This window comes from Accumulibacter sp., assembly GCF_036625275.1.
In the GTDB taxonomy this organism is placed as follows: domain Bacteria; phylum Pseudomonadota; class Gammaproteobacteria; order Burkholderiales; family Rhodocyclaceae; genus Accumulibacter.
The window spans coordinates 1-19844 of the sequence record NZ_JAZKUD010000015.1; the positions used below are offsets into that span (position 1 = coordinate 1).

Genomic DNA, 19844 nt, shown 5'->3' on the forward strand with positions numbered 1-19844 from the left:
TCTGGAAAAGGTCATGTCTGCTCAGGTGCATCGCCCCGCGTCGCTCAGGTCGTCCGAAAGTGCCGCAACTATCCCATACAAATCATCACGCTGGAAGGTTTTGTTGAGGGGGTGTGAACGATTACGGCCACGTGGTCTACGCTTTTCGCTCGTGCCGACAAGGTTAGAAACCGCAAGGTAGTTGATTCCAGCACGACAGCCTGCCGGGTTAGTGCCTTGCGTATTTCGGCTTTTGGCGCCGTCAGCATCTTGTCGTTGCGGCTTCGTAGTTCTGCGAAGGCTATAGTGGTCCCCGGATTTCAGACACGGGTTTAAGCGGTGCTCTGCCTGAGAGGAGCGAGAAGTGATGAGCGAAGTGAAAACGCGGAAGGTGCCCCCCCGAGTTCAAGGCGAAGGTGGGTCTGGAGGCCTTGCGAGGGGTCAAGACGATCAACGAGATCGGCCAGGGGCACGGGGTTCACCCGGTACAGGTGGGGCAGTGGAAGAAGGCGATCCAGGAGCAGGCGAAGACCCTATTCGAAGGTAAGCGCGGCCCCAAACCGGTGGAGGGGCATCGGGAGCCGGAGGTGCTGTACAGCGAGATTGGCAAGCTGAAGGGAGAACTGGACTGGCTCAAAAAAGTCGGGGATCTGTCTGTCCTAACGCGACGCGCCGGGATCGAGTCTGAAGAGGGGGTGCCCGTGGTACGACAATGCGTCCTGGCAGGGGTCTGCCGTGCCACGATCTATGCGCAACAACAGCCACCGGCAGTCGATGAAACGGACCTGCGGCACATTCGCCTGATCGACGAGGAATACACTCGGCATCCGTTCTACGGCAGTCGCCGAATGGTGACCTTTCTCGAGAAGGCGGGCCATAAAGTCAATCGTAAACGGGTGGGGCGGCTGATGCGGCTGATGGGACTAGCCGGCATGGCGCCGGGTCCGAATACCCGTCGGCGGCGCCCGGAGCACCGCGTCTATCCTTACCGGCTGCGTGGGGTAGCGGTGGTCCGGCCCAACCCGGTCTGGAGTACGGACATCACGTACATCCGGCTGGCTCGTGGCTTCGCCTATCTGGTGGCGATCATCGACTGGTATAGCCGTAAAGTCCTCAGTTGGCGGATCAGCACCCCCCTGGAAGCGAGGTTCTGTGTCGATTGCCTGGAGGAGGCGTTGCGCACTCACGGGCAGCCGGATCTCTTCAACAGCGATCAAGGCGCGCAGTTCACCAGCGAAGCCTTCACGAACGTCCTGGCCCGCGAAGAGATCGTCATCAGCATGGATGGACGGGGACGAGTATTCGACAACCTCTTCGTCGAGCGGCTGTGGCGCAGCGTCAAGCACGAGGACGTGTATCTCAAGGGCTATGCCACGATGGACGAGCTGAGGGTGGGCCTGACCGAGTACTTCGCCTTCTATAACGGGGAGCGTCCCCACCAGTCGCTGGGCCAGCAAACGCCTGACGTGGTGTATCGCACCGCACTTGGTGGCGGGGCGAAGATCGTGGAGAAATTTGCCCGCGCGGGGGGAGAAACCTCTGCTCCGCTACGCTCCGCAGGGGTTTCTCCCCCCGCAGAAGCAAGATCAACCGCACAAAGCCAAGCAACAGCAAACCAGACAAAGGCAAAACCGGGGCAGCGCCGTCCAGCTGCTGGTGAAGTCGCAGGAGCAGCTTAAACCCGAGGCGGTTTTGTCTTGACTTAGGGGGCCACTTCATCGCTCCTGGCCGATAGTACTCGTTAGTGCCTGCATCCGCAAAGCACTCATTGCCAACAGCAGTCATTGCCACCCCGACTTCTACATTTTTCGTGCGCAAGAACGAAGAGCATCAGAGCATCCCTTTCCCCCGCAGCGCCTCGTAGAGTCCGACAGGCCCGAGCAGGATCGCCTTGATGTCAGCCCGAATCTTGGCTGACTCCAGCGCTTGCTTGTTCATCGACGAAAACGCTGACAGCGCATTCATCACCGCATCAAGAATCCGTGCATCCAAACCGGGGGAAGCTCACCAGTCCGTTTGCCCGATAACTGCTCCAGCGATAATGCGCCGGGTCATCGATCATTGCTGCATACTCAGGATTGAGTTCGATATGGCGCTGACAAAGCAGTCACGGAAATCGCCTAAAATTGTCGTCACTGTTGGAAGGCAGGAAATCAGAGGGCGGATCTGGCATAGACGGTCGAGTCCAAGGAACTGACGGTCCAGCGGATCAAGGACATCACCGACCTGTGGACGGACGAGGACTGGTGGTTTCTGGCGGTCTCTGGCGGTCGTGCTTGACCTGTTTAACCGTGAAATCGTTGGCTGATCGTTGAAACCGCGCATGACAACGGATAGCCACCACCACAGGAGAATCCCATGGGCGATCTCTCGACCACACTCGACAGCCGCTATACGGCCAACTCGGGACGCGTCTTTCTGAGCGGCACGCAAGCCCTCGTTCGCCTGCCGATGCTGCAGCGCATGCGCGACGAAGCGGTCGGGCTGAATACCGCCGGCTTTGTCGCGGGTTACCGTGGCAGCCCGCTGGGAGGACTCGATCAGGCGCTGTGGAAAGCTCGCCCGCATCTCGAGGCCCAGCGCATCGTTTTCCAGCCGGCGGTCAACGAGGACCTCGCAGCCACCGCAGTCTGGGGAACCCAGCAGCTCAATCTCTTTCCCGGTGCCAAATACGAGGGGGTCTTCGCCATGTGGTACGGCAAGGGTCCGGGTGTCGACCGCTGCGGCGACGTTTTCCGGCACGCCAATGCGGCCGGTTCGGCAAAGCACGGCGGCGTCCTGGTGATCGCCGGCGACGATCACGCCGCCAAGTCCTCGACCCTGCCGCACCAGACCGAGCATGTCTTCAAGGCGGTGATGATGCCGGTCCTCTATCCGGCCAACGTCCAGGAATATCTCGATTACGGCCTGCACGGCTGGGCGATGAGCCGCTACTCGGGCTGCTGGGTGGTGATGAAGGCGCTGGCCGACACCGTGGAAACCTCTGCCTCGGTCTCGATTGACCCGCTGTCGACACGGATCCGGCTCCCCGAAGATTTCGAGATGCCAAAGAACGATCCGCACGGACTCAACATCCGCTGGCCGGACCCACCGCTGCAGCAGGAAGCACGCCTGCTCAATCACAAGCTTTACGCGGCGCTGGCCTATTGCCGAGCCAACCAGCTCAACCGGGTGGTGATCGATAGTGCCGACCCGGCCTGGCCAGCCCGCCTGGGAATCATCACCGCCGGCAAGGCCTACCTCGATGTCCGCCAGGCGCTCGACGAACTCGGGATCGACGACGAACTGGCCGCACAGATCGGCATTCGCCTGTACAAGGTTGGCATGGTCTGGCCACTCGAAGCCGATGGCGTGCGCCGTTTTGCCGAGGGACTCGAAGAAATCCTGGTCGTCGAGGAAAAACGGCAACTGCTCGAATACCAGCTCAAGGAGGAACTCTACAACTGGCGCGAGGATGTCCGGCCGCGCGTCGTCGGGAAGTTCGACGAGAAAGGCGAGTGGGCGCTGCTGCCCACCGGCAGCGGGCATCTGACGCATGGCGACTGGCTGCTGCCGGCGGCCGGCGAGTTGTCGGTGGCACAGGTGGCGCGGGCGCTGGCGGCGCGCATCGGGCGCTTCTTCACTTCTTCGGCAATCGAGGCTCGACTGGCACTGCTCGAAGCCAAGCAGAAAAGCCTCGCACAGGGGCCGCTGCCGGCGACCGGCATGGCGATGATCCAGCGCACGCCGTACTTCTGTGCCGGTTGCCCGCACAACACCTCGACGCGCGTACCCGAAGGTTCTCGCGCCGTTGCCGGCATCGGCTGCCACTACATGGTGACCTGGATGGACCGCAATACCGCGACCTTCACGCACATGGGCGGAGAAGGCGTGACCTGGGTCGGGCAGGCGCCGTTCAGCAGCGAGAAGCACATTTTCGCCAACCTCGGCGATGGAACCTATTTCCACTCCGGTCTGTTGGCGATTCGCCAGGCGGTCGCCGCCGGCGTCGCCATCACCTACAAGATTCTCTACAACGACGCCGTGGCGATGACCGGCGGGCAACAGGTCGATGGTCAGTTGAGTGTCGCACAACTGAGTCGTCAACTGGCGGCGGAAGGCATCCAGCGGATCGTCATTGTCACCGACGATCCGGAAAAATATCGACAGGTCCCTGACCTCGCCCCGAATACGCCGATTCATCATCGCGATCAACTCGATGCCGTGCAGCGCGAACTGCGCAATCATCCCGGCGTGTCGATCCTGATCTATGACCAGACCTGCGCTACCGAGAAACGCCGCCGGCGCAAGCGTGGCAAGCTCGCCGATCCGGCCCGGCGGGTGTTCATCAACACAGCGGTCTGTGAAGGGTGCGGAGACTGTGGCGTGCAGTCCAACTGTCTGGCGGTGATTCCGGTAGACACCGAGTTCGGCCGCAAGCGGGCGATCGATCAGTCTGCATGCAACAAGGATTTCTCGTGCATCCAGGGCTTCTGTCCCAGCTTCGTCAGCGTCGAAGGCGGCAGACTGCGCCGCGGCCGAGCCATCGCCACCGCCGCAGCGGCGGCGCTGCCAGAACCCTTGCTGCCCGACACCGGTCACCCCTACAACATCCTGATCACCGGCGTCGGCGGCACCGGCGTCGTCACTCTCGGCGCCCTGCTGGGAATGGCCGCGCATCTCGACGGCAAGGGCGTCTCGGTGCTCGACATGACCGGCCTGGCACAAAAATTCGGCGCCGTTTTTTCTCACCTCAGAATCGCCGACCGGCCCGAGGACATTCATGCCGCACGCATCGCGACCGGCGAAGCGCATGCCGTGATCGGTGGCGACCTGGTGGTCAGCGCCGGCGTCGAGGCGCTGTCGAAAGTGCTTGCCGGAAAGACCCGGGCGGTGGTCAACGTCGCCGAAACACCCACCGCCGAGTTCACGCGCAACCCGGACTGGCAGTTCCCGCAGGGACGCATGCAGGAGCAGATCAGTGAAGCATGTGGCGAGGGCAACACCCTCTTCATCGACACCGCAGCCATGTCGCGCCGCCTGATGGGGGATGCCCTGTACGGCAACCTGCTGCTGCTCGGTGTCGCCTGGCAGCGCGGACTGGTACCGCTGTCGCTGGCCGCCATCGATCAGGCCATCGAACTCAATGCCGCAGCGGTCGAACAGAACCGCCAGGCTTTCCTCTGGGGCCGGCGCGCAGCGCACGACCCCGAAGCCTTGCAGAGCCTGCTCAAACCCGCCGGCACGCCGGCACCGCAGCGACTCTCGCAGAACCTCGACGAGCTGGTCCGCCAGCATGTCGAGACCTTGACCGCCTATCAGAATGCGCGCTACGCGGAACGTTACCGTGCGCTGGTCGAGCGCGTACGCGCCGCCGAATCTTCATGGCAGTCGACCGCGCTGAGCGAAGCCGTGGCACGCAGCTATTTCAGACTCCTGGCCGTCAAGGACGAGTACGAGGTGGCACGACTGCATTCAGACCCGGCATTTCTCCAGCAGTTGTCCGAAGAATTCGAGGGCGACTACAGCCTGCGTTTCCACCTCGCGCCACCGTTGCTCGCCAGACTCGATCCGGCGACCGGCAGAGTCCGGAAAAGCAGTTACGGGCCCTGGATGATGTCTGTCTTCAAGGGGCTGAGCAGACTCAGGTTCCTGCGCGGGACGATCTTCGATCCCTTCGGAAAAACCCGCGAACGCCGGATGGAACGGCAACTGCTCGCCGATTACGAAGCCGATGTCGAGCTGATGCTGGCGCAACTCCAGGAAAAAACCCAGGCAATCGCCATTGAACTGGCCAAAGTGCCCGAGCAGATTCGCGGCTATGGTCATGTCAAGGCGGCGTCGGTGCTGCCGGCGCGCGCCAGACGGGCAACACTGCGCGCGCAATTGGAGGCCCTGGCAAACGCCTCCTGACAGTCATGGCGTCTTTTCCCGGCCACCCTCGCGATGGCGAAGGCGGGGTTTCGCGGAGCACTGCTCCGCGCCGCCGCAGCCGGCCCGCGATGCAGCGCGGGTCGTGGAAGGGGGTCGGGGGAGAGAGGGCCATCGTGGCACAGGAATTCGTCAGGTCCTTGCGAAAGCGCATGGTCAGTGCCGTCAATCGGCTCTGCTGGCTTCTGCGAGCATGGATTCCCCCTCTCCCCCAACCCCTCCCCCGCGAGGGGGGAGGGGAGTATATTGGTACCTCTCAATACTTTGATTCGCGCGCCCGAACGACCGGAACCCACACGAGATACCTTGAGGATCTGATATGCAACCGCCTGCAGTGTCCGCAGAGAATGGCGGCTTCACCCATCGACAGGGGGCGCTGCGCGTCGCCCTGATTTATGCAGTTTTTGCCGCGCTGTGGATCCTGCTTTCCGATCAGGCGGTGGGCCTGATCTTCCAGGACCCTGTGGCGATGACGCAAGCCAGCATGATCAAGGGCTGGCTGTTTGTCGCGGTGACCGGGCTGCTGCTCTATGTGCTGGTGGAACGTCTCGTCCGCCAGCTGCAGGAAGCGCACCGGCGCCAGACGAGTCTGATGAGCGAGAAGCAGCGGTCGCTCGATCTTCTCGCCGCCATTTCCGATCACTCGGAGGATGCCATTTTCGCCAAGGACCTGAACGGTCGCTACATCCTTTTCAATCGGGCAGCCAGCGGTTTTGTCGGCAAGTCTGCAGCGAATGTATTGGGCCGGGACGATCTGGCCCTCTTTCCGACCGAGCAGGCGAAGATGCTGATGGACATCGGGCGCCGGGTCATTGCCAGCGGGCGTGCCGAGACCAACGAGGAAGCACTCGACACCGTGCAAGGGCCGCGCATCTTCCTAGCCACCAAGGGTCCATTGCGCACTCAGGACGGAAGCGTCGTGGGCATTTTTGGCATCTCGCACGACATCACCGATCGCAAGCTGGCCGAACTGTCGTTGGCAGAAAGCGAGAAGCGCTTCCATGACATTGTCGAGGTTTCCGCCGACTGGGTCTGGGAAGTGGATGCCCAAGGTCGTTACACCTATGTGTCCGATAGCGTCGAAAGCCTGCTCGGCTACACACCGGCAGAGATTCTCGGCAGGACCCCGTTCGACCTGATGCCAGCGGACGAGGCGGCGCGGGTCGGTGCGATATTTGCTGCCATCGCCGCGCGCAAGGAACCCTTCCGCGACCTCGACAACATCAGCGTACACAAAGATGGCAGCCTGCGCCATGTGTGGACCAACGGCATGCCGATCCTCGCCCCCGATGGCACGCTGCTCGGTTATCGCGGTCTCGACCGGGATATCACCCCCAGAAAAAGGGCCGAGCAGGAACTCCAAACCACCCAGGACATGCTGCATGCGGTCATTAACACGATTCCCGATCTGCTCTGGCTGAAGGATCTGGAGGGGCGCTACCTGACCTGCAACGCACGCTTTGAGGCGTTCTTCGGTGCCGGGAAGGCCGACATCGTCGGCAAGACGGATTTCGATTTCGTGCCGCGTGAATTGGCCGAATTCTTCCGCGAGAAAGACCGGGCAGCCCTCGCAGCGGATACCTCCGTAGAGAACGAGGAAGAGGTCGTTTTTGCCAGCGATGGACACCGGGAACGCCTGCTCACCATCAAGACGCCTTATCGTGATAGCCAGGGAACGCTCATCGGTGTGCTCGGGATCGCCCGGGATATTACCGAGCGCAAGGCTGCCGAGCAGTCGTTGATAGCGCGGAACCGGGAGCTCGAGCGCTTCAACCGTGCCACGCTTGGCCGCGAAATGGCTGTCATCGAGATGAAAAAGACCATCAACGCGCTGTCGCAGGAACTCGGCCGCGACCCCCCTTATCCGCTGGCGTTCATGAGGCAAACTGACGGAGAATCTGCCCCATGACCCCACGCCTGCGCCTTGTCCTGGCCTTGCTCTTGCCCATCGCCGCCGGCGGCCTGCAATGGCTGCTGTGGGAGAACTGGATCAAACCTTACGTCTGGTTCCTGTTTTTCCCGGTGGCTTTCTTCAGCGCCTGGCTCGGCGGCCTGGCGGGCGGCATCGGCGGCACGCTGATCAGCGCGCTGCTGGTCTGGTACGTCTTCATCCCGCTACCGTTCTCCTTCACCTTGCAGAGACTCTCCACAGCCTTCTCGATCATGGTGTTTATCGGCATGGGCTGTCTGTTCTCGTGGTTCCACGACAAGCTGCGGCGCGCGCTGAGTTTTTCCGAAGGCCGCTTCGAGGCAACCTTCGAGCAGGTGGCGGTCGGCATCGCGCTGGTAGCGCCCAACGGCCGCTTCCTGCGCGTCAACCTTCGACTGAGCACCATCGTCGGCTACTCGCCTGAAGAGCTGATGGCCAGAACCTTCCACGACATCACCCATCCGGACGACCTCGACGCCAACCTCGCTTATGTACGCCGTGCGCTGACGGGGGAGATCGATACCTTTGCGATGGAAAAGCGCTACATCCGCAAGGACGGCAGCATCGTCTGGGTCAAGCTGACCGTCGCCCTTTCCAGAAAGCCCGGCGGCGCGCCCGACTACTTCATCGTGGTGATCGAGGACATCTCCGGCCGCAAGCGGGCCGAGCAGCGCTTCCGGCAACTTTTCGAACAGGCCCCTGTCGCCCTGGCCACGAGCGACCGTGAAGGCAACCTCCTCCTGATCAACGAAGCCTTCATCGACTTGTTCGGTTACCATGTCGAAGAGATCCCGACGGTCGCCCATTGGCGCACGCGGGTGCTGCCGGATGCCGGGCAGCGCGCTGCGGCCGAGCGGGACCGGAGCAGCCTGTGGCCAGCGGAGCAACCGGCGGAACTGGTCGAACAGTCGGTCCTGTGCCGTGATGGCAGCCGCAAGACGGTACTGTTGTCCCGCCTGCGGCTGGGTGACGAGATGATGCTGGCGGCGATCGATATTTCGCAGCGCAAGGCGGCCGAAATCCAGCTGCGGGAGCGCAATGCCGAGCTGGAACGCTTCGACCGCGCCTCGATCGACCGCGAACTGCAGATGATCGTGCTGAAACGGCAGGTCAATGAGATGGCGCGCGAACTCGGCCGCGAACCGCCCTATGACCTGTCCTTTGCGGATACCTTGCCGTGCCGGAGCGAACCATGAAGGCGCGTCCTCTCTCTTTCTTCCTCGCACGGCTGATCGGGCTGTGCATCGCCCCCCTGCTGCTGCTTGCCGTCTGGCTGGCCTGGAGCTACCTGCAGGAGCTGGAGGACAGGCACCTGCGTGAAGGCGCCAACCTGGCGCAAAACCAGGCGATCGCTTACGACAATTATCTGAACGCGCGCATCGGTGCGCTGCGCCTGCTGGCCGACTCGCCGCTGGCCGACGATCCACGGCGCTGGCCGGACTTGTATGCCGAAGCGCTGGGCTTCCAGAAAAGTTTCGGCACCCACGTCATCTTTGCTGCCAGCACGCAGCAGATGCACTTCAATACCCGCACCCCCTTCGGCACACCGTTGCCCTTGCTGCCCAGGCCGAAGGGCCGCAGCGCCACGCTGCTGGCGCTCGAAACCGGCCAGCCGCAGGTGGGCGACCTCTTTTTCGGGCCAGTCGCCCAGGCGCCGCTGGTGGCCATCGTCGTGCCCCGCGTGCAAGACGGCAAGGTGGCCCACCTGATGATTACCACGATCGAGACGGCGCAACTGCAACAGATCTTCGATCAGGTCGCGCTGCCGGACGACTGGTCGCTGGCGCTGGTCGATGGCACTGGAGCCCCTATCGCGCGCAGGGCGCCGGCCGGGTTCGACACCGCGCAGGACGTGGCAGAGGATCACCGCTTCGTTGTCGCCCTTGAAAAGTCAGCTTGGTCAGTGGTCGTCGAGATTCCGCGCAGCCGCCACTGGGCCGTACAAATGCAATCCTTTGGTATTCTCGCCGCGGCGACCCTGCTCGCCACGCTGTTCGCCATCTTCGGCGGCACCCTCACCAGCCGCCGGATCGGCCGGGAGGTGAAGGCGCTGGCCATGCCGTCGGGCAGCACCGTCCCGCCGCTGGAAATCACCGAGATTGCAGCCACACAGTCGCAAATGAACGCCTTGAATGCGGAGCGAAACGTCAGCGAGGAGCGCTTTCGCCGGCTGTTCGACCTCGCCCCGCTGCCGCTCGCCCTGGTCGCCGAAAACGGACGGGTCCTGACCCTCAACGCCAGGTTCCAGGCCGTGTTCGGCTATACGCCGGAAGACCTGCCGACGGTCGACGCCTGGTTCGAACGCGCCTATCCTGATCCGCTGCTCCGGAAGCGAGCCCGGTCGACCTGGCAACAAGCCGCCAGCGGCGAGGACATTGCCTCGCGTGAATACCGGGTTGTCTGCAAGGATGGCCTGGCGCGCGACATGTTGATCTCTTCGGTCCCCCAGGTTGCAGGTGCGCTGGCCATGTTCATCGACATCAGCGTACAAAAGCAGGCCATGCAGGCGCTTGAGGCGACACTCGCCGAACAGGGCAAGGCACGGCTGGCCACACTCAACCAGATGGTGGACACCAATGCCGCCCTGCGACGCGCAGAGTCTTTGACCGCGGCGCTGCAGGAAAGCCAGAATCGCCTGCAATTGCTGATCGACCATGCCCCCGCCGCGCTCGCCATGTTCGACCGCGAGATGCGTTACCTCGCCGTGAGTCGGCGCTGGCGAGAGGACTATGCCCTGGGCGACCGCGAGATGCTCGGTCATTCACACTACGAAATCTTTCCGGAGATCCCGGCGACCTGGCGCGAGGTCCATCAACGCGGCATGGCTGGCGAAACCATGGCGGCCGACGAGGACCGCTTTGAGCGTGCCGATGGTCGTGTTCAATGGGTACGCTGGGAGGTTCGGCCGTGGCATGCCGCGGATGGCTCTGTCGGTGGGATCGTCATCTTTTCCGAAGACATCACCTCGCGCAGGATGGCCGAGCAGGCGCTGCGCGCATCGATGGAAGAGCAGCGACTGGCACAGATGGCTGCGCTCAGCCTGATGGAGGATGCACAAAGCGAACGGTCGCGCGCCGAGGCCGCCCTCGAAACGGTGCGCAAACTCTCCCTGGCGGTAGAGCAAAGCCCGGAAAGCATTGTGATTACCGACCTGACCGGGGCAATCGAATACGTTAACGATGCCTTCCTCAAGGTTAGCGGCTACGACCGGACCGAGGTCATCGGCCAGAACCCGCGCCTCCTGCACTCGGGCAGGACACCGCCCGGAAATTTCGCCGCATTATGGCGCGCCCTGCAACGGGGTGATACCTGGAAGGGCGAGTTCTACAACCGGCGCAAGGATGGCAGCGAATTCATCGAGTTCGCGATCGTCACGCCGATCCGGCAGCCGGACGGGACCATCACCCATTACGTCGCCATCAAGGAGGACATCACCGAAAGAAAGCAGGTTGCGATCGAGCTCGATACCCACCGGAACCACCTTGAGGAACTGGTGGCGACGCGCACCACAGAACTGGTCGAGGCGCGCCTGCGTGCCGATGCGGCCAATCAGGCAAAGAGCGCTTTTCTCGCCAACATGAGCCATGAAATCCGCACGCCGATGAATGCCATCATCGGACTGACGTATCTGCTACAGCGATCCCAGGTGACCGAGGAGCAACGCGAACGCCTGCACAAGGTGGACACCGCCGCCCATCACCTGCTCTCGATCATCAACGACATCCTTGACCTGTCCAAGATCGAGGCCGGCCACATGCAGCTTGAAAGCACCGATTTCGCGCTCGGCGACCTCCTCGGGAACACCCGGACGCTGATCGCGGAAGCCGCCAAGACCAAGGGCCTGGTGGTGGATATCGATGCTGACCACACGCCCCGCTGGCTACATGGCGATCCGACGCGACTGCGTCAGGGCTTGCTCAATTATGCAAGCAATGCGGTGAAGTTCACCGAACGCGGACGGATCGTTCTGCGCGCCCAACGCATCACGGAGGATGCGCAAGGCTTGCTGCTGCGGTTCGAGGTGGAAGATACCGGGATCGGGGTCCCGGCCGACAAGCTCGCCGGACTGTTTCAGGCATTCACCCAGGCGGATGTCTCGACGACCCGCAAGTACGGTGGAACCGGCCTCGGATTGGCCATTACCAAACGTCTGGCCCGGATGATGGGAGGCGATGCCGGAGCCGAAAGCACGCCCGGCCAGGGCAGTTGCTTCTGGTTCACGGCCCGGCTGGAACATGGGCATGGCGTCATGCCCGTGCCAGCGGGAGCGCTGCTCCGGAATGCGGCGGCGGATCTTCGCTCCCGTCGTGGGGCACGCATTCTCCTGGCGGAGGACAACGCGGTTAACCGCGAAGTGGCCATCGAGCTTTTGCGCACCGTGGATCTCGAGGTGGACAGCGCCGAGAATGGACGCCTGGCCATCGACAAGGCGCGAGGCCATGACTACGACCTGATCCTGATGGACATGCAGATGCCCGAACTGGACGGCATCGAAGCCACCCGCACCATCCGGGGCCTGCCAGGGCGCGACAGGGTCCCGATCCTGGCGATGACCGCCAATGTCTTCGAAAAAGACCGTCGAGCCTGTCTCGCCGCGGGCATGAACGACTTCATCACAAAGCCGATCGATCCGGATCGGCTCTACACCATCTTGCTCAAATGGTTGCCAGCCTTGGAGCGTACAGCGAACGTCGCCAAACCAGAAACGCGCGTCGAAACGGCTGACCTGCACAGCCGCCTGGCCCAGGTTGCTGGTCTCGACATCCGGCAAGGACTGTCGATTACACGGGGTCGTACCGAATTCTACGCCCGACTGCTCTCGATGTTTGTCGATAGCCACGCCCCTGATTCGGAGTGTCTGCGCATGCTGGCCTGCTCGGATGAGCCAGAAGCACTGGGGCAGCTCGTTCATACCCTCAAGGGGTCCGCGGGCACTGTCGGAGCGCTTCATTTGAGCGCAAAGGCGGCTGACCTGATGACCGATCTACGGGAGCATCGTCCCAATCTGTCCGGCCAGGTGATGTCCTTGGCCGACGAACTCGAACAGTTGATCAATGGGTTGCGCCAGGCGCTCAGGAAGCCATCGTCCCCCGAACTGACCGATATCAGCACCACTTGACGTTTCCCGGACGGAGTCTGCTCGCCTGCCATGCTGGAAAATATGACAATCAATGGGTTGCAGGCAGAACAAATTTACCCCGCGGGTTAAAGAATCTGGCTGACGTGCCGATACGGTGATTGGTACACTCCAGAAAGGAACCCCGATGTTTAAGTCATTGCTCGCAGTTGCTGCGGTTTCCACCATTGCTTCGGTCGCCTTTGCCGCCGACAACTTTGCCACGCCCAAGGAAGCCGAGGCCATGGTGGCCAAGGCGGTCAAGGCACTCGGTGCCGATCGCACGACGACCTTGAAGGAAATCACCGGCAAGGACAAGAAATGGGTCGACCGCGATCTCTATCCGGTAGTCTATGACATGCACGGCAAGTGCATTGCCCACGGTCAGAACGAAAGGCAGGTTGGCAAGGATCTGATCGATCTGGCCGATGCCGACGGCAAGGAATTCATCAAGGAGCGGGTGTCTCTGGCCACCAGCAAAGGCAAGTTCTGGCAGGACTACAAGTTCACCGATCCGGTCAGCAAGAAAGTGTTGCCGAAATCGGCGTACTGCGAGAAAACCGGCGAATACATCGTCTGCGCGGGCGTCTATAAGCGCTGATCGGGCTGTTGGCGCTGCCGGCCCCGACGCCCCGGCCAGCCGCCCCCTTTCGCGGAGAGAATCATGAAGATCAAGGCAAGAATCGTCGTTTCCTCGCTCGTGCCGCTGACCATGATGCTGCTTCTGGGCGTCGTCGGCCACCTTGGCTTGCGCTCGATGCAGCAAACGCTGGATGCCGTGATGGCGAAAGGGATGGAGCATTTCTCCACCGTCAACGACAGCCGCAGCAAGTTGCTCGAAGCGAACGTCGCGGCCTACCGCCTGTTCACCATGTTGGGCAACTTCGACGAGGCGCGCATTGCCAAAGACAGCGCTGTGATCATGGGGCACGCGGATGGCGCGATACAGTTGCTCCAGAAATTCCGCGAACGCAGCGATCTCGAAGAGGACGAAAGGAAGGCGCTTGCCGCACTTGAAGAGCCCTTGACACGTTACCGCAAGAGCGTGGCGCAGGCCATCGACATGGCGCAATCCGACCTCGCCACGGGCACCGGCATGATGCAGGCGGCAGACAAGCGCTTCCTGGAAATCGACGCTGCACTCAGCAAGTTTCTCGATCAGCAGAAGAGCGAAGGGGGCGAGATGGTTTCTGCAGCGAACAGGCGCGTGTCGAATCTGATTGCCACCAACGTCGGCCTGTTTCTGCTGGGCCTGGTCGTGGCCGTGTCGATCGCATGGGTATCGGCCGGCAGAATGGTCGCCCCTCTGGTCGAAGCCGTGCGAACGGCGACCACGATTGCCGGCGGCGATCTGAGTATGGTCGTCAAAGCCGGCGGACAGGACGAAACCGGGGATCTGCTGCGGGCGCTGGCCGACATGCAGGGCAAACTGACACAGGTGATCGGCGAAGTGCACACTGCCGCCGACAGCCTGAGCAATGCGGCAGGACAGGTCTCCGCGACAGCCAGTTCCCTGTCGCATTCGTCCAGCGAACAAGCCGCGTCGGTCGAGGAGACCACGGCCTCGATGGAGGAGATGACCGCGTCCATCGCACAGAACCAGGAAAATGCCAAACTCACCGGCAAGCTTGCCGCCAAGGCGGCCAGTGAGGCGGCTGAAGGGGCCGCGGCAGTCGGCTGCACGGTCGAGGACATGAAGAGCATTGCCGGCAAGATCAGCATCATCGACGACATTGCCTACCAGACGAATCTGCTGGCCCTCAATGCCGCGATCGAGGCGGCCCGTGCCGGCGAGCACGGCAAGGGCTTTGCCGTCGTCGCCGCGGAAGTGCGTAAGCTGGCGGAACGTTCGCAAGTCGCTGCGCAGGAAATCGGCAGCCTGGCCAAATCCTCGGTGAAACAGGCCGATCTCGCCGGAAACCTGCTGACGCAGATGGTGCCCAGTATTCGCCAGACTTCGGACCTGGTGCAGGAGATCGCCACGGCCTCCTCGGAACAATCCAGCGGCGTGATGCAGATCAACGGTGCCCTGGGACAATTGAATCAGGCGACACAACAGAACGCCTCGGCATCCGAAGAACTTGCGGCCACGGCGGAAGAGCTGGCCGGACAAGCCAGCCAGCTCCAGGAACTCATGGCCTTTTTCAAAATCGACGCTGCCGCCCGATCCGGTGCGTCGTCCCCACCTGCTCCTCCAGCCACCCCGAGACGCGCTGCCAGGTCCGGTTTAATGTAAAAGTCGCGTATGCGACGCACGAATCTCCCCTCCCCCCTCGCGGGGGAGGGGTCGGGGGAGAGGGAAACGGTCATGACTTTCATGATCTGGGGTGCCTGGAAAAGTCATGACCGTTAGTCTGACCGCGGCTGACCGCACCCGCCGGGCTTGCCGATCACGCGGCTCCGGCGACAGCCTGTAAGTTTTCGGCAACCATACCGACGAATCACTGCCGGCGGCAAGCGGCCGAGAAACCGGTGCGGCCCCCCGCGCCCTGGATGCAACCATCGCCCTGGAATCGCCATGAACAGAAAAAAGATCGTCATCTTTGCGCTCATCGCCCTGGCCATTGTCGCCTACTTTCAGCTCGGTCTCGGGCAGTACCTGAACCTCGATGCACTCAAGGCGCAACAGGCAGCCCTCGGCGACTACCAGCGGCAACACCCGTGGCAGGTCGCCGGACTGTACTTCGTCGCCTATGTCGCAGTGACCGCGCTGTCGCTGCCCGGCGCCTTGCCGATGACGCTCGCCGGTGGGGCCATCTTTGGTCTCCTCTGGGGCACCGTCATCGTCTCCTTTGCTTCGTCGATCGGCGCTACACTGGCCTTTCTCGCCGCGCGCTTCCTGCTCCGCGACTGGGTCAGCGAACGTTTCGGCGAACGCCTCAAGGCGGTGGACGAAGGCATCCGGCGTGATGGCGCTTTCTACTTGTTCACCCTGCGCCTGATCCCGGTGTTCCCCTTCTTCCTGGTCAATCTCCTGCTCGCTCTGACCGCGATGAAGGCCCGCACCTTTTATGGGGTCAGCCAGATCGGCATGCTTGCCGGTACGGTCGTCTATGTCAATGCGGGCACGCAACTGGCGCGTATCGATTCACTCGCCGGCATCGTCTCGCCAGGTCTGCTCGCCTCGTTCGCACTGCTCGGAATTTTTCCGCTGATCGCCCGCAAAGTCGTCGAAGGGGTGAAAGCGCGCCGGGTCTACGCCGGCTGGCAGAAGCCTGCACGCTTCGACCGTAACCTGGTGGTCATCGGTGCCGGCAGTGCCGGCCTGGTCACCGCCTACATCGCGGCGGCCGTGAAGGCCAAGGTGACCCTGATCGAGAAGCACCGCATGGGAGGCGACTGCCTGAACACCGGCTGTGTGCCGTCGAAAGCGCTGATCCGCTCGGCCAGGCTGCTGTCGCACATCGCCCGCGCGCGCGAGTTCGGCATCGCCTCGGCGCAGGCGAGCTTCGACTTCGCCGAGGTGATGGAGCGCGTACAGAAAATCATCAAGACGGTCGAGCCGCACGACTCGGTCGAACGCTACCGCGAGCTGGGAGTCGAGGTGGTCGAGGGTTCGGCACGCATCGTTTCGCCGTGGCAGGTCGAGGTCATCTGCCACGATGGAACGATACAGACGCTGCGTACGCGCAACATCGTCATCGCGGCCGGCGCGCGTCCCTTTGTGCCGCCCATGCCGGGAATCGAGGAGATGGGCTATCTGACTTCGGACACCGTCTGGAATCTGCGCCAACTGCCACGCCGCCTGCTCGTGCTCGGCGGCGGGCCGATCGGCTCGGAGCTGACGCAGACCTTCGCCCGCCTCGGCGCGCGCGTCACGCAAGTGGAACGGGGTTCGCGCATCATGCCGCGCGAAGACCCGGAAGTGTCGGCGATGGTTGCCGAACGTTTTCGCGCGGAGGGTATACAAGTGCTGCTGAACCATCAGGCGAAGGCTTTCGTCATCGAGCAGGGGGAGAAGATCCTGATCGCCGAGCACGAGGGAAAAGAGCTGCGCATCGCCTTCGACGTCCTGCTGGTGGCGCTCGGTCGCAGCGCCAATCTGACGGGCTATGGCCTCGAAGAACTGGGCATCCCGAGCGGGCGAACGGTCGAGATCAACGAGTTCCTGCAAACACGCTACCCGAACATCTACGCCGCAGGCGATGTCGCCGGCCCCTTCCAGTTTACCCACACGGCTGCGCACCAGGCGTGGTATGCCGCGGTCAATGCGCTGTTTGCACCTTTCAAGAAATTCCGCGCCGACTACTCGGTGATTCCCTGGTCGACCTTCGTCGAGCCGGAAGTCGCCCGCGTCGGGATCAACGAACAGGAAGCGAGGGAAAGAGGAATCGCCTACGAGGTCGCACGTTACGACCTCGACGACCTCGACCGCGCCATCGCCGATGGCGAAGCCCATGGCTTCATCAAGGTGCTGACCGTTCCCGGCAAGGATCGTATCCTCGGCGTGACGATCGTCGGCGAGCATGCCGGCGACCTCATTGCCGAGTACGTGCTGGCGATGAAACAGGGCATCGGCCTCAACCAGATTCTCGGCACCATCCATATCTACCCGACCCTCGCCGAGGCCAACAAGTACGTCGCCGGCGTCTGGAAAAAGGCGCACGCACCAGCGACGCTGCTGCGCTGGGTCGAACGCTTTCACGCCTGGCGGCTGGGAGGATGAGCCGCTGCTCCCGCCGACCAGGATACACGCCTGAACCCTATCGCAAAGACTGGAGAACTGCGCCATGATGAGCAAACGACTTTTCTGGCTGACCGCCTGGCTGACGCTGTTCATTGCCGGGCCGGTGCGGGCCTTCGATCACACGCACCGATCCTGGAACGACCTGCTGGTCCGGCATGTGGTGGTCAGCAAGGAAGGCTACTCGTCGGCCGTGCGCTACGCCGGAATGCAGTCCGACCGGGCAGCGCTCAGGCGCTATCTGACGACCCTGGAAGAGGTTTCGCCAGGCGACTACGAGCGCTGGAACAAAGGGCAGCAACTGGCCTTCCTGATCAATGCCTACAACGCCTGGACAGTCGAGCTGGTGCTGCAGAAGTATCCCGACCTGAAATCGATCAAGGACCTTGGCAGCACCTTTCGCAGCCCGTGGAAGAAAAAGTTCTTCACCCTGCTCGGCCAGGAACGCAGTCTCGACGATGTCGAGCACGGCATGATTCGCGCCACGGGAAAATTCGACGAACCGAGAATCCACTTCGCCGTCGTCTGCGCATCAGTCGGTTGCCCGATGCTGCTGCCCAGCGCCTTCGTCGCCGAAAAGCTCGACGCCCAGCTCGAAGAGGGCATGCGTCGCTTCCTCTCCGACCGCAGTCGCAATCGCTTCGAGACCGCCAGCGGAAAAATGAAGATCTCGAGGATCTTCGACTGGTATGGCAAGGATTTTGCCCAGGGCCATCAGGGAATGACCTCGGTCAAGGCAGCTCTGGCACGCCATGCGAACGTACTGGCCGACTCGGCGGCCGACATCAGGAGAATCCGGAGCGGCGACTACGAGATCGAGTTTCTCGATTACGACTGGCGCCTGAACGATGAATCGGGACGACCCAGGGCAGAAACGCCAGTCAACGCCGTAGAAATCGGCCTGCGGAACTCATCGAGTGTTCAGAACGAGCGCGGCAGGCCGAGCAGGTGCTCGGCCACGTAGGCGTAGATCAGGTTGGTCGAGATCGGCGCCACCTGGTAGAGGCGTGTCTCGCGGAACTTGCGCTCGACATCGTATTCGTTGGCGAAGCCAAAACCGCCATGCGTCTGCAGGCAGACATTGGCCGCCTCCCACGAGGCCTTGGCGGCGAGGTACTTGGCCATGTTCGCCTCGGCGCCGCAGGGCTGCCGCGCGTCGAACAGCGCGCAGGCCCGGAAGCGCATCAGGTTCGCCGCCTCGACCTCGATCAAGGCGTCGGCGATCGGGAACTGAACGCCCTGGTTCTGGCCGATCGGCCGATCGAAGACGATCCGCTCCTTGGCATAGCGTGTGGCGCGTTCGATGAACCAGTAGCCATCGCCGATGCACTCGGCGGCGATCAGCGCCCGCTCGGCATTGAGGCCGTCGAGGAGGTAGCGAAAACCCTGCCCTTCCTCGCCAATCAGGTTCTCTTCGGGAACCTCCAGGTTGTCGAAGAAGAGTTCGTTGGTCTCGTGATTGACCATGTTGGCGATCGGCCGCACGCTGAGGCCGTTGCCGATGGCCTCGTGCAGATCGACGATAAAGATCGATAGGCCTTCGGATTTTCTCTTCACCTCGGCGAGCGGCGTCGTGCGCGCCAGCAGGATCATCAGGTCCGAGTGCTGCACGCGCGAAATCCAGACCTTCTGGCCGTTGACCCGGTAGCGGCCGTCCTTCTTCACGGCGCTGGTCCTGATCCTGGTGGTATCGGTGCCGGTGGTCGGCTCGGTGACCGCCATCGACTGGATGCGCAGCCTGCCGGCGGCGATTGCCGGCAGGTATTTCTCCTTCTGCGCCCGGCTGCCGTTGCGTAGCAGCGTGCCCATGTTGTACATCTGCCCGTGCACGGCGCCGGCGTTGCCACCGCTGCGGTTGATCTCCTCCATGATCACGCTCGCTGCCGTCAGCCCGAGGCCGGAGCCACCGTACTCCTCGGGGATCATCGCCGACAGCCAGCCGGCGCCGATCAGCGCATCGACGAAGGCCTCGGGGTACGCGCGCTGTTCGTCGATGCGGCGGAAATACTCGTCGGGAAACTGGCGGCAGAGGTCGCGTACGGCGTCGCGAATCTCCTGGTATTCGTCTGGGGCATTGAGCATTGCGATCCTTTCCTTGGCTTCGTGTTGAGATCAATTTAGGTACCGACCGGCGTTTCGATCTTGAACCAGCATGGCGTACCAGACAGACATCGGCCGGGCACCCGCTGCCGGAAGCCTGCCGGTGCGGCTCTGCTTACCAGCCT

General features: G+C 62.6%; 10 protein-coding genes and 1 pseudogene. 9 read left to right on the forward strand and 2 right to left on the reverse strand.

The annotated features are described in order from the left end of the window. Window positions 1-346: 346 nt before the first annotated feature. Window positions 347-1523: pseudogene (locus tag V5B39_RS07880) on the forward strand (IS3 family transposase); the annotation flags it as partial. 286 nt (window positions 1524-1809) lie between these two features. On the opposite strand, the gene V5B39_RS07885 reads toward V5B39_RS07880, so the two are convergent. Next, the gene (locus tag V5B39_RS07885; RefSeq protein WP_332342350.1) at window positions 1810-1944 is read right to left on the reverse strand and encodes a hypothetical protein; all 135 of its coding nucleotides are present in this window, start codon (window positions 1942-1944) and stop codon (window positions 1810-1812) included. A 393-nt stretch (window positions 1945-2337) separates the two neighbouring features. On the opposite strand from V5B39_RS07885, the gene V5B39_RS07895 reads away from it, so the two are divergent. The 8 genes from V5B39_RS07895 (at window position 2338) to V5B39_RS07930 (ending at window position 18583) form a co-directional block, all read left to right on the forward strand. Continuing rightward, window positions 2338-5871, forward strand: a complete 3534-nt coding sequence (locus V5B39_RS07895) for an indolepyruvate ferredoxin oxidoreductase family protein (RefSeq protein WP_332342351.1) — start codon at window positions 2338-2340, stop codon at window positions 5869-5871. Between the two features lie 337 nt (window positions 5872-6208). Beyond that, a complete protein-coding gene (locus V5B39_RS07900) occupies window positions 6209-7798 on the forward strand; it encodes a PAS domain-containing protein (protein WP_332342352.1) in 1590 nt (529 codons plus the stop codon). Continuing rightward, window positions 7795-9015, forward strand: a complete 1221-nt coding sequence (locus tag V5B39_RS07905; protein ID WP_332342353.1) for a PAS domain S-box protein — start codon at window positions 7795-7797, stop codon at window positions 9013-9015. The genes V5B39_RS07900 and V5B39_RS07905 overlap by 4 nt, the downstream gene beginning before the upstream one ends. Beyond that, entirely contained in the window at window positions 9012-12938 is a 3927-nt protein-coding gene (locus tag V5B39_RS07910; RefSeq protein WP_332342354.1) for a PAS domain S-box protein, read from the forward strand. Before V5B39_RS07905 ends, V5B39_RS07910 begins: the two co-directional genes overlap by 4 nt. 145 nt (window positions 12939-13083) lie before the next feature. Next, a complete protein-coding gene (locus tag V5B39_RS07915; RefSeq protein WP_332342355.1) occupies window positions 13084-13536 on the forward strand; it encodes a cache domain-containing protein in 453 nt (150 codons plus the stop codon). Between the two features lie 63 nt (window positions 13537-13599). Continuing rightward, window positions 13600-15171 (forward strand): methyl-accepting chemotaxis protein, encoded by a 1572-nt coding sequence (locus V5B39_RS07920; protein ID WP_332342356.1) that lies wholly within the window; start codon window positions 13600-13602, stop codon window positions 15169-15171. A 282-nt stretch (window positions 15172-15453) separates the two neighbouring features. Further along, window positions 15454-17601, forward strand: coding sequence for an FAD-dependent oxidoreductase (locus V5B39_RS07925; RefSeq protein ID WP_332342357.1), 2148 nt, complete (start codon window positions 15454-15456; stop codon window positions 17599-17601). Between the two features lie 64 nt (window positions 17602-17665). Beyond that, a complete protein-coding gene (locus V5B39_RS07930; protein ID WP_332342358.1) occupies window positions 17666-18583 on the forward strand; it encodes a DUF547 domain-containing protein in 918 nt (305 codons plus the stop codon). Here V5B39_RS07930 and V5B39_RS07935 read toward each other — a convergent pair. Continuing rightward, window positions 18541-19701 (reverse strand): acyl-CoA dehydrogenase family protein, encoded by a 1161-nt coding sequence (locus V5B39_RS07935; RefSeq protein ID WP_332342359.1) that lies wholly within the window; start codon window positions 19699-19701, stop codon window positions 18541-18543. The genes V5B39_RS07930 and V5B39_RS07935 overlap by 43 nt on opposite strands. Window positions 19702-19844: the final 143 nt, after the last annotated feature.

Excerpts from the sequence above, each read along its gene's own strand:
- V5B39_RS07885 (WP_332342350.1), bottom strand. The coding sequence starts at position 1,944 with ATGAATGCGCTGTCAGCGTTTTCGTCGATGAACAAGCAAGCGCTGGAG.
- V5B39_RS07895 (WP_332342351.1), top strand. The coding sequence starts at position 2,338 with ATGGGCGATCTCTCGACCACACTCGACAGCCGCTATACGGCCAACTCG.
- V5B39_RS07900 (WP_332342352.1), top strand. The coding sequence starts at position 6,209 with ATGCAACCGCCTGCAGTGTCCGCAGAGAATGGCGGCTTCACCCATCGA.
- V5B39_RS07905 (WP_332342353.1), top strand. The coding sequence starts at position 7,795 with ATGACCCCACGCCTGCGCCTTGTCCTGGCCTTGCTCTTGCCCATCGCC.
- V5B39_RS07910 (WP_332342354.1), top strand. The coding sequence starts at position 9,012 with ATGAAGGCGCGTCCTCTCTCTTTCTTCCTCGCACGGCTGATCGGGCTG.
- V5B39_RS07915 (WP_332342355.1), top strand. The coding sequence starts at position 13,084 with ATGTTTAAGTCATTGCTCGCAGTTGCTGCGGTTTCCACCATTGCTTCG.
- V5B39_RS07920 (WP_332342356.1), top strand. The coding sequence starts at position 13,600 with ATGAAGATCAAGGCAAGAATCGTCGTTTCCTCGCTCGTGCCGCTGACC.
- V5B39_RS07925 (WP_332342357.1), top strand. The coding sequence starts at position 15,454 with ATGAACAGAAAAAAGATCGTCATCTTTGCGCTCATCGCCCTGGCCATT.
- V5B39_RS07930 (WP_332342358.1), top strand. The coding sequence starts at position 17,666 with ATGATGAGCAAACGACTTTTCTGGCTGACCGCCTGGCTGACGCTGTTC.
- V5B39_RS07935 (WP_332342359.1), bottom strand. The coding sequence starts at position 19,701 with ATGCTCAATGCCCCAGACGAATACCAGGAGATTCGCGACGCCGTACGC.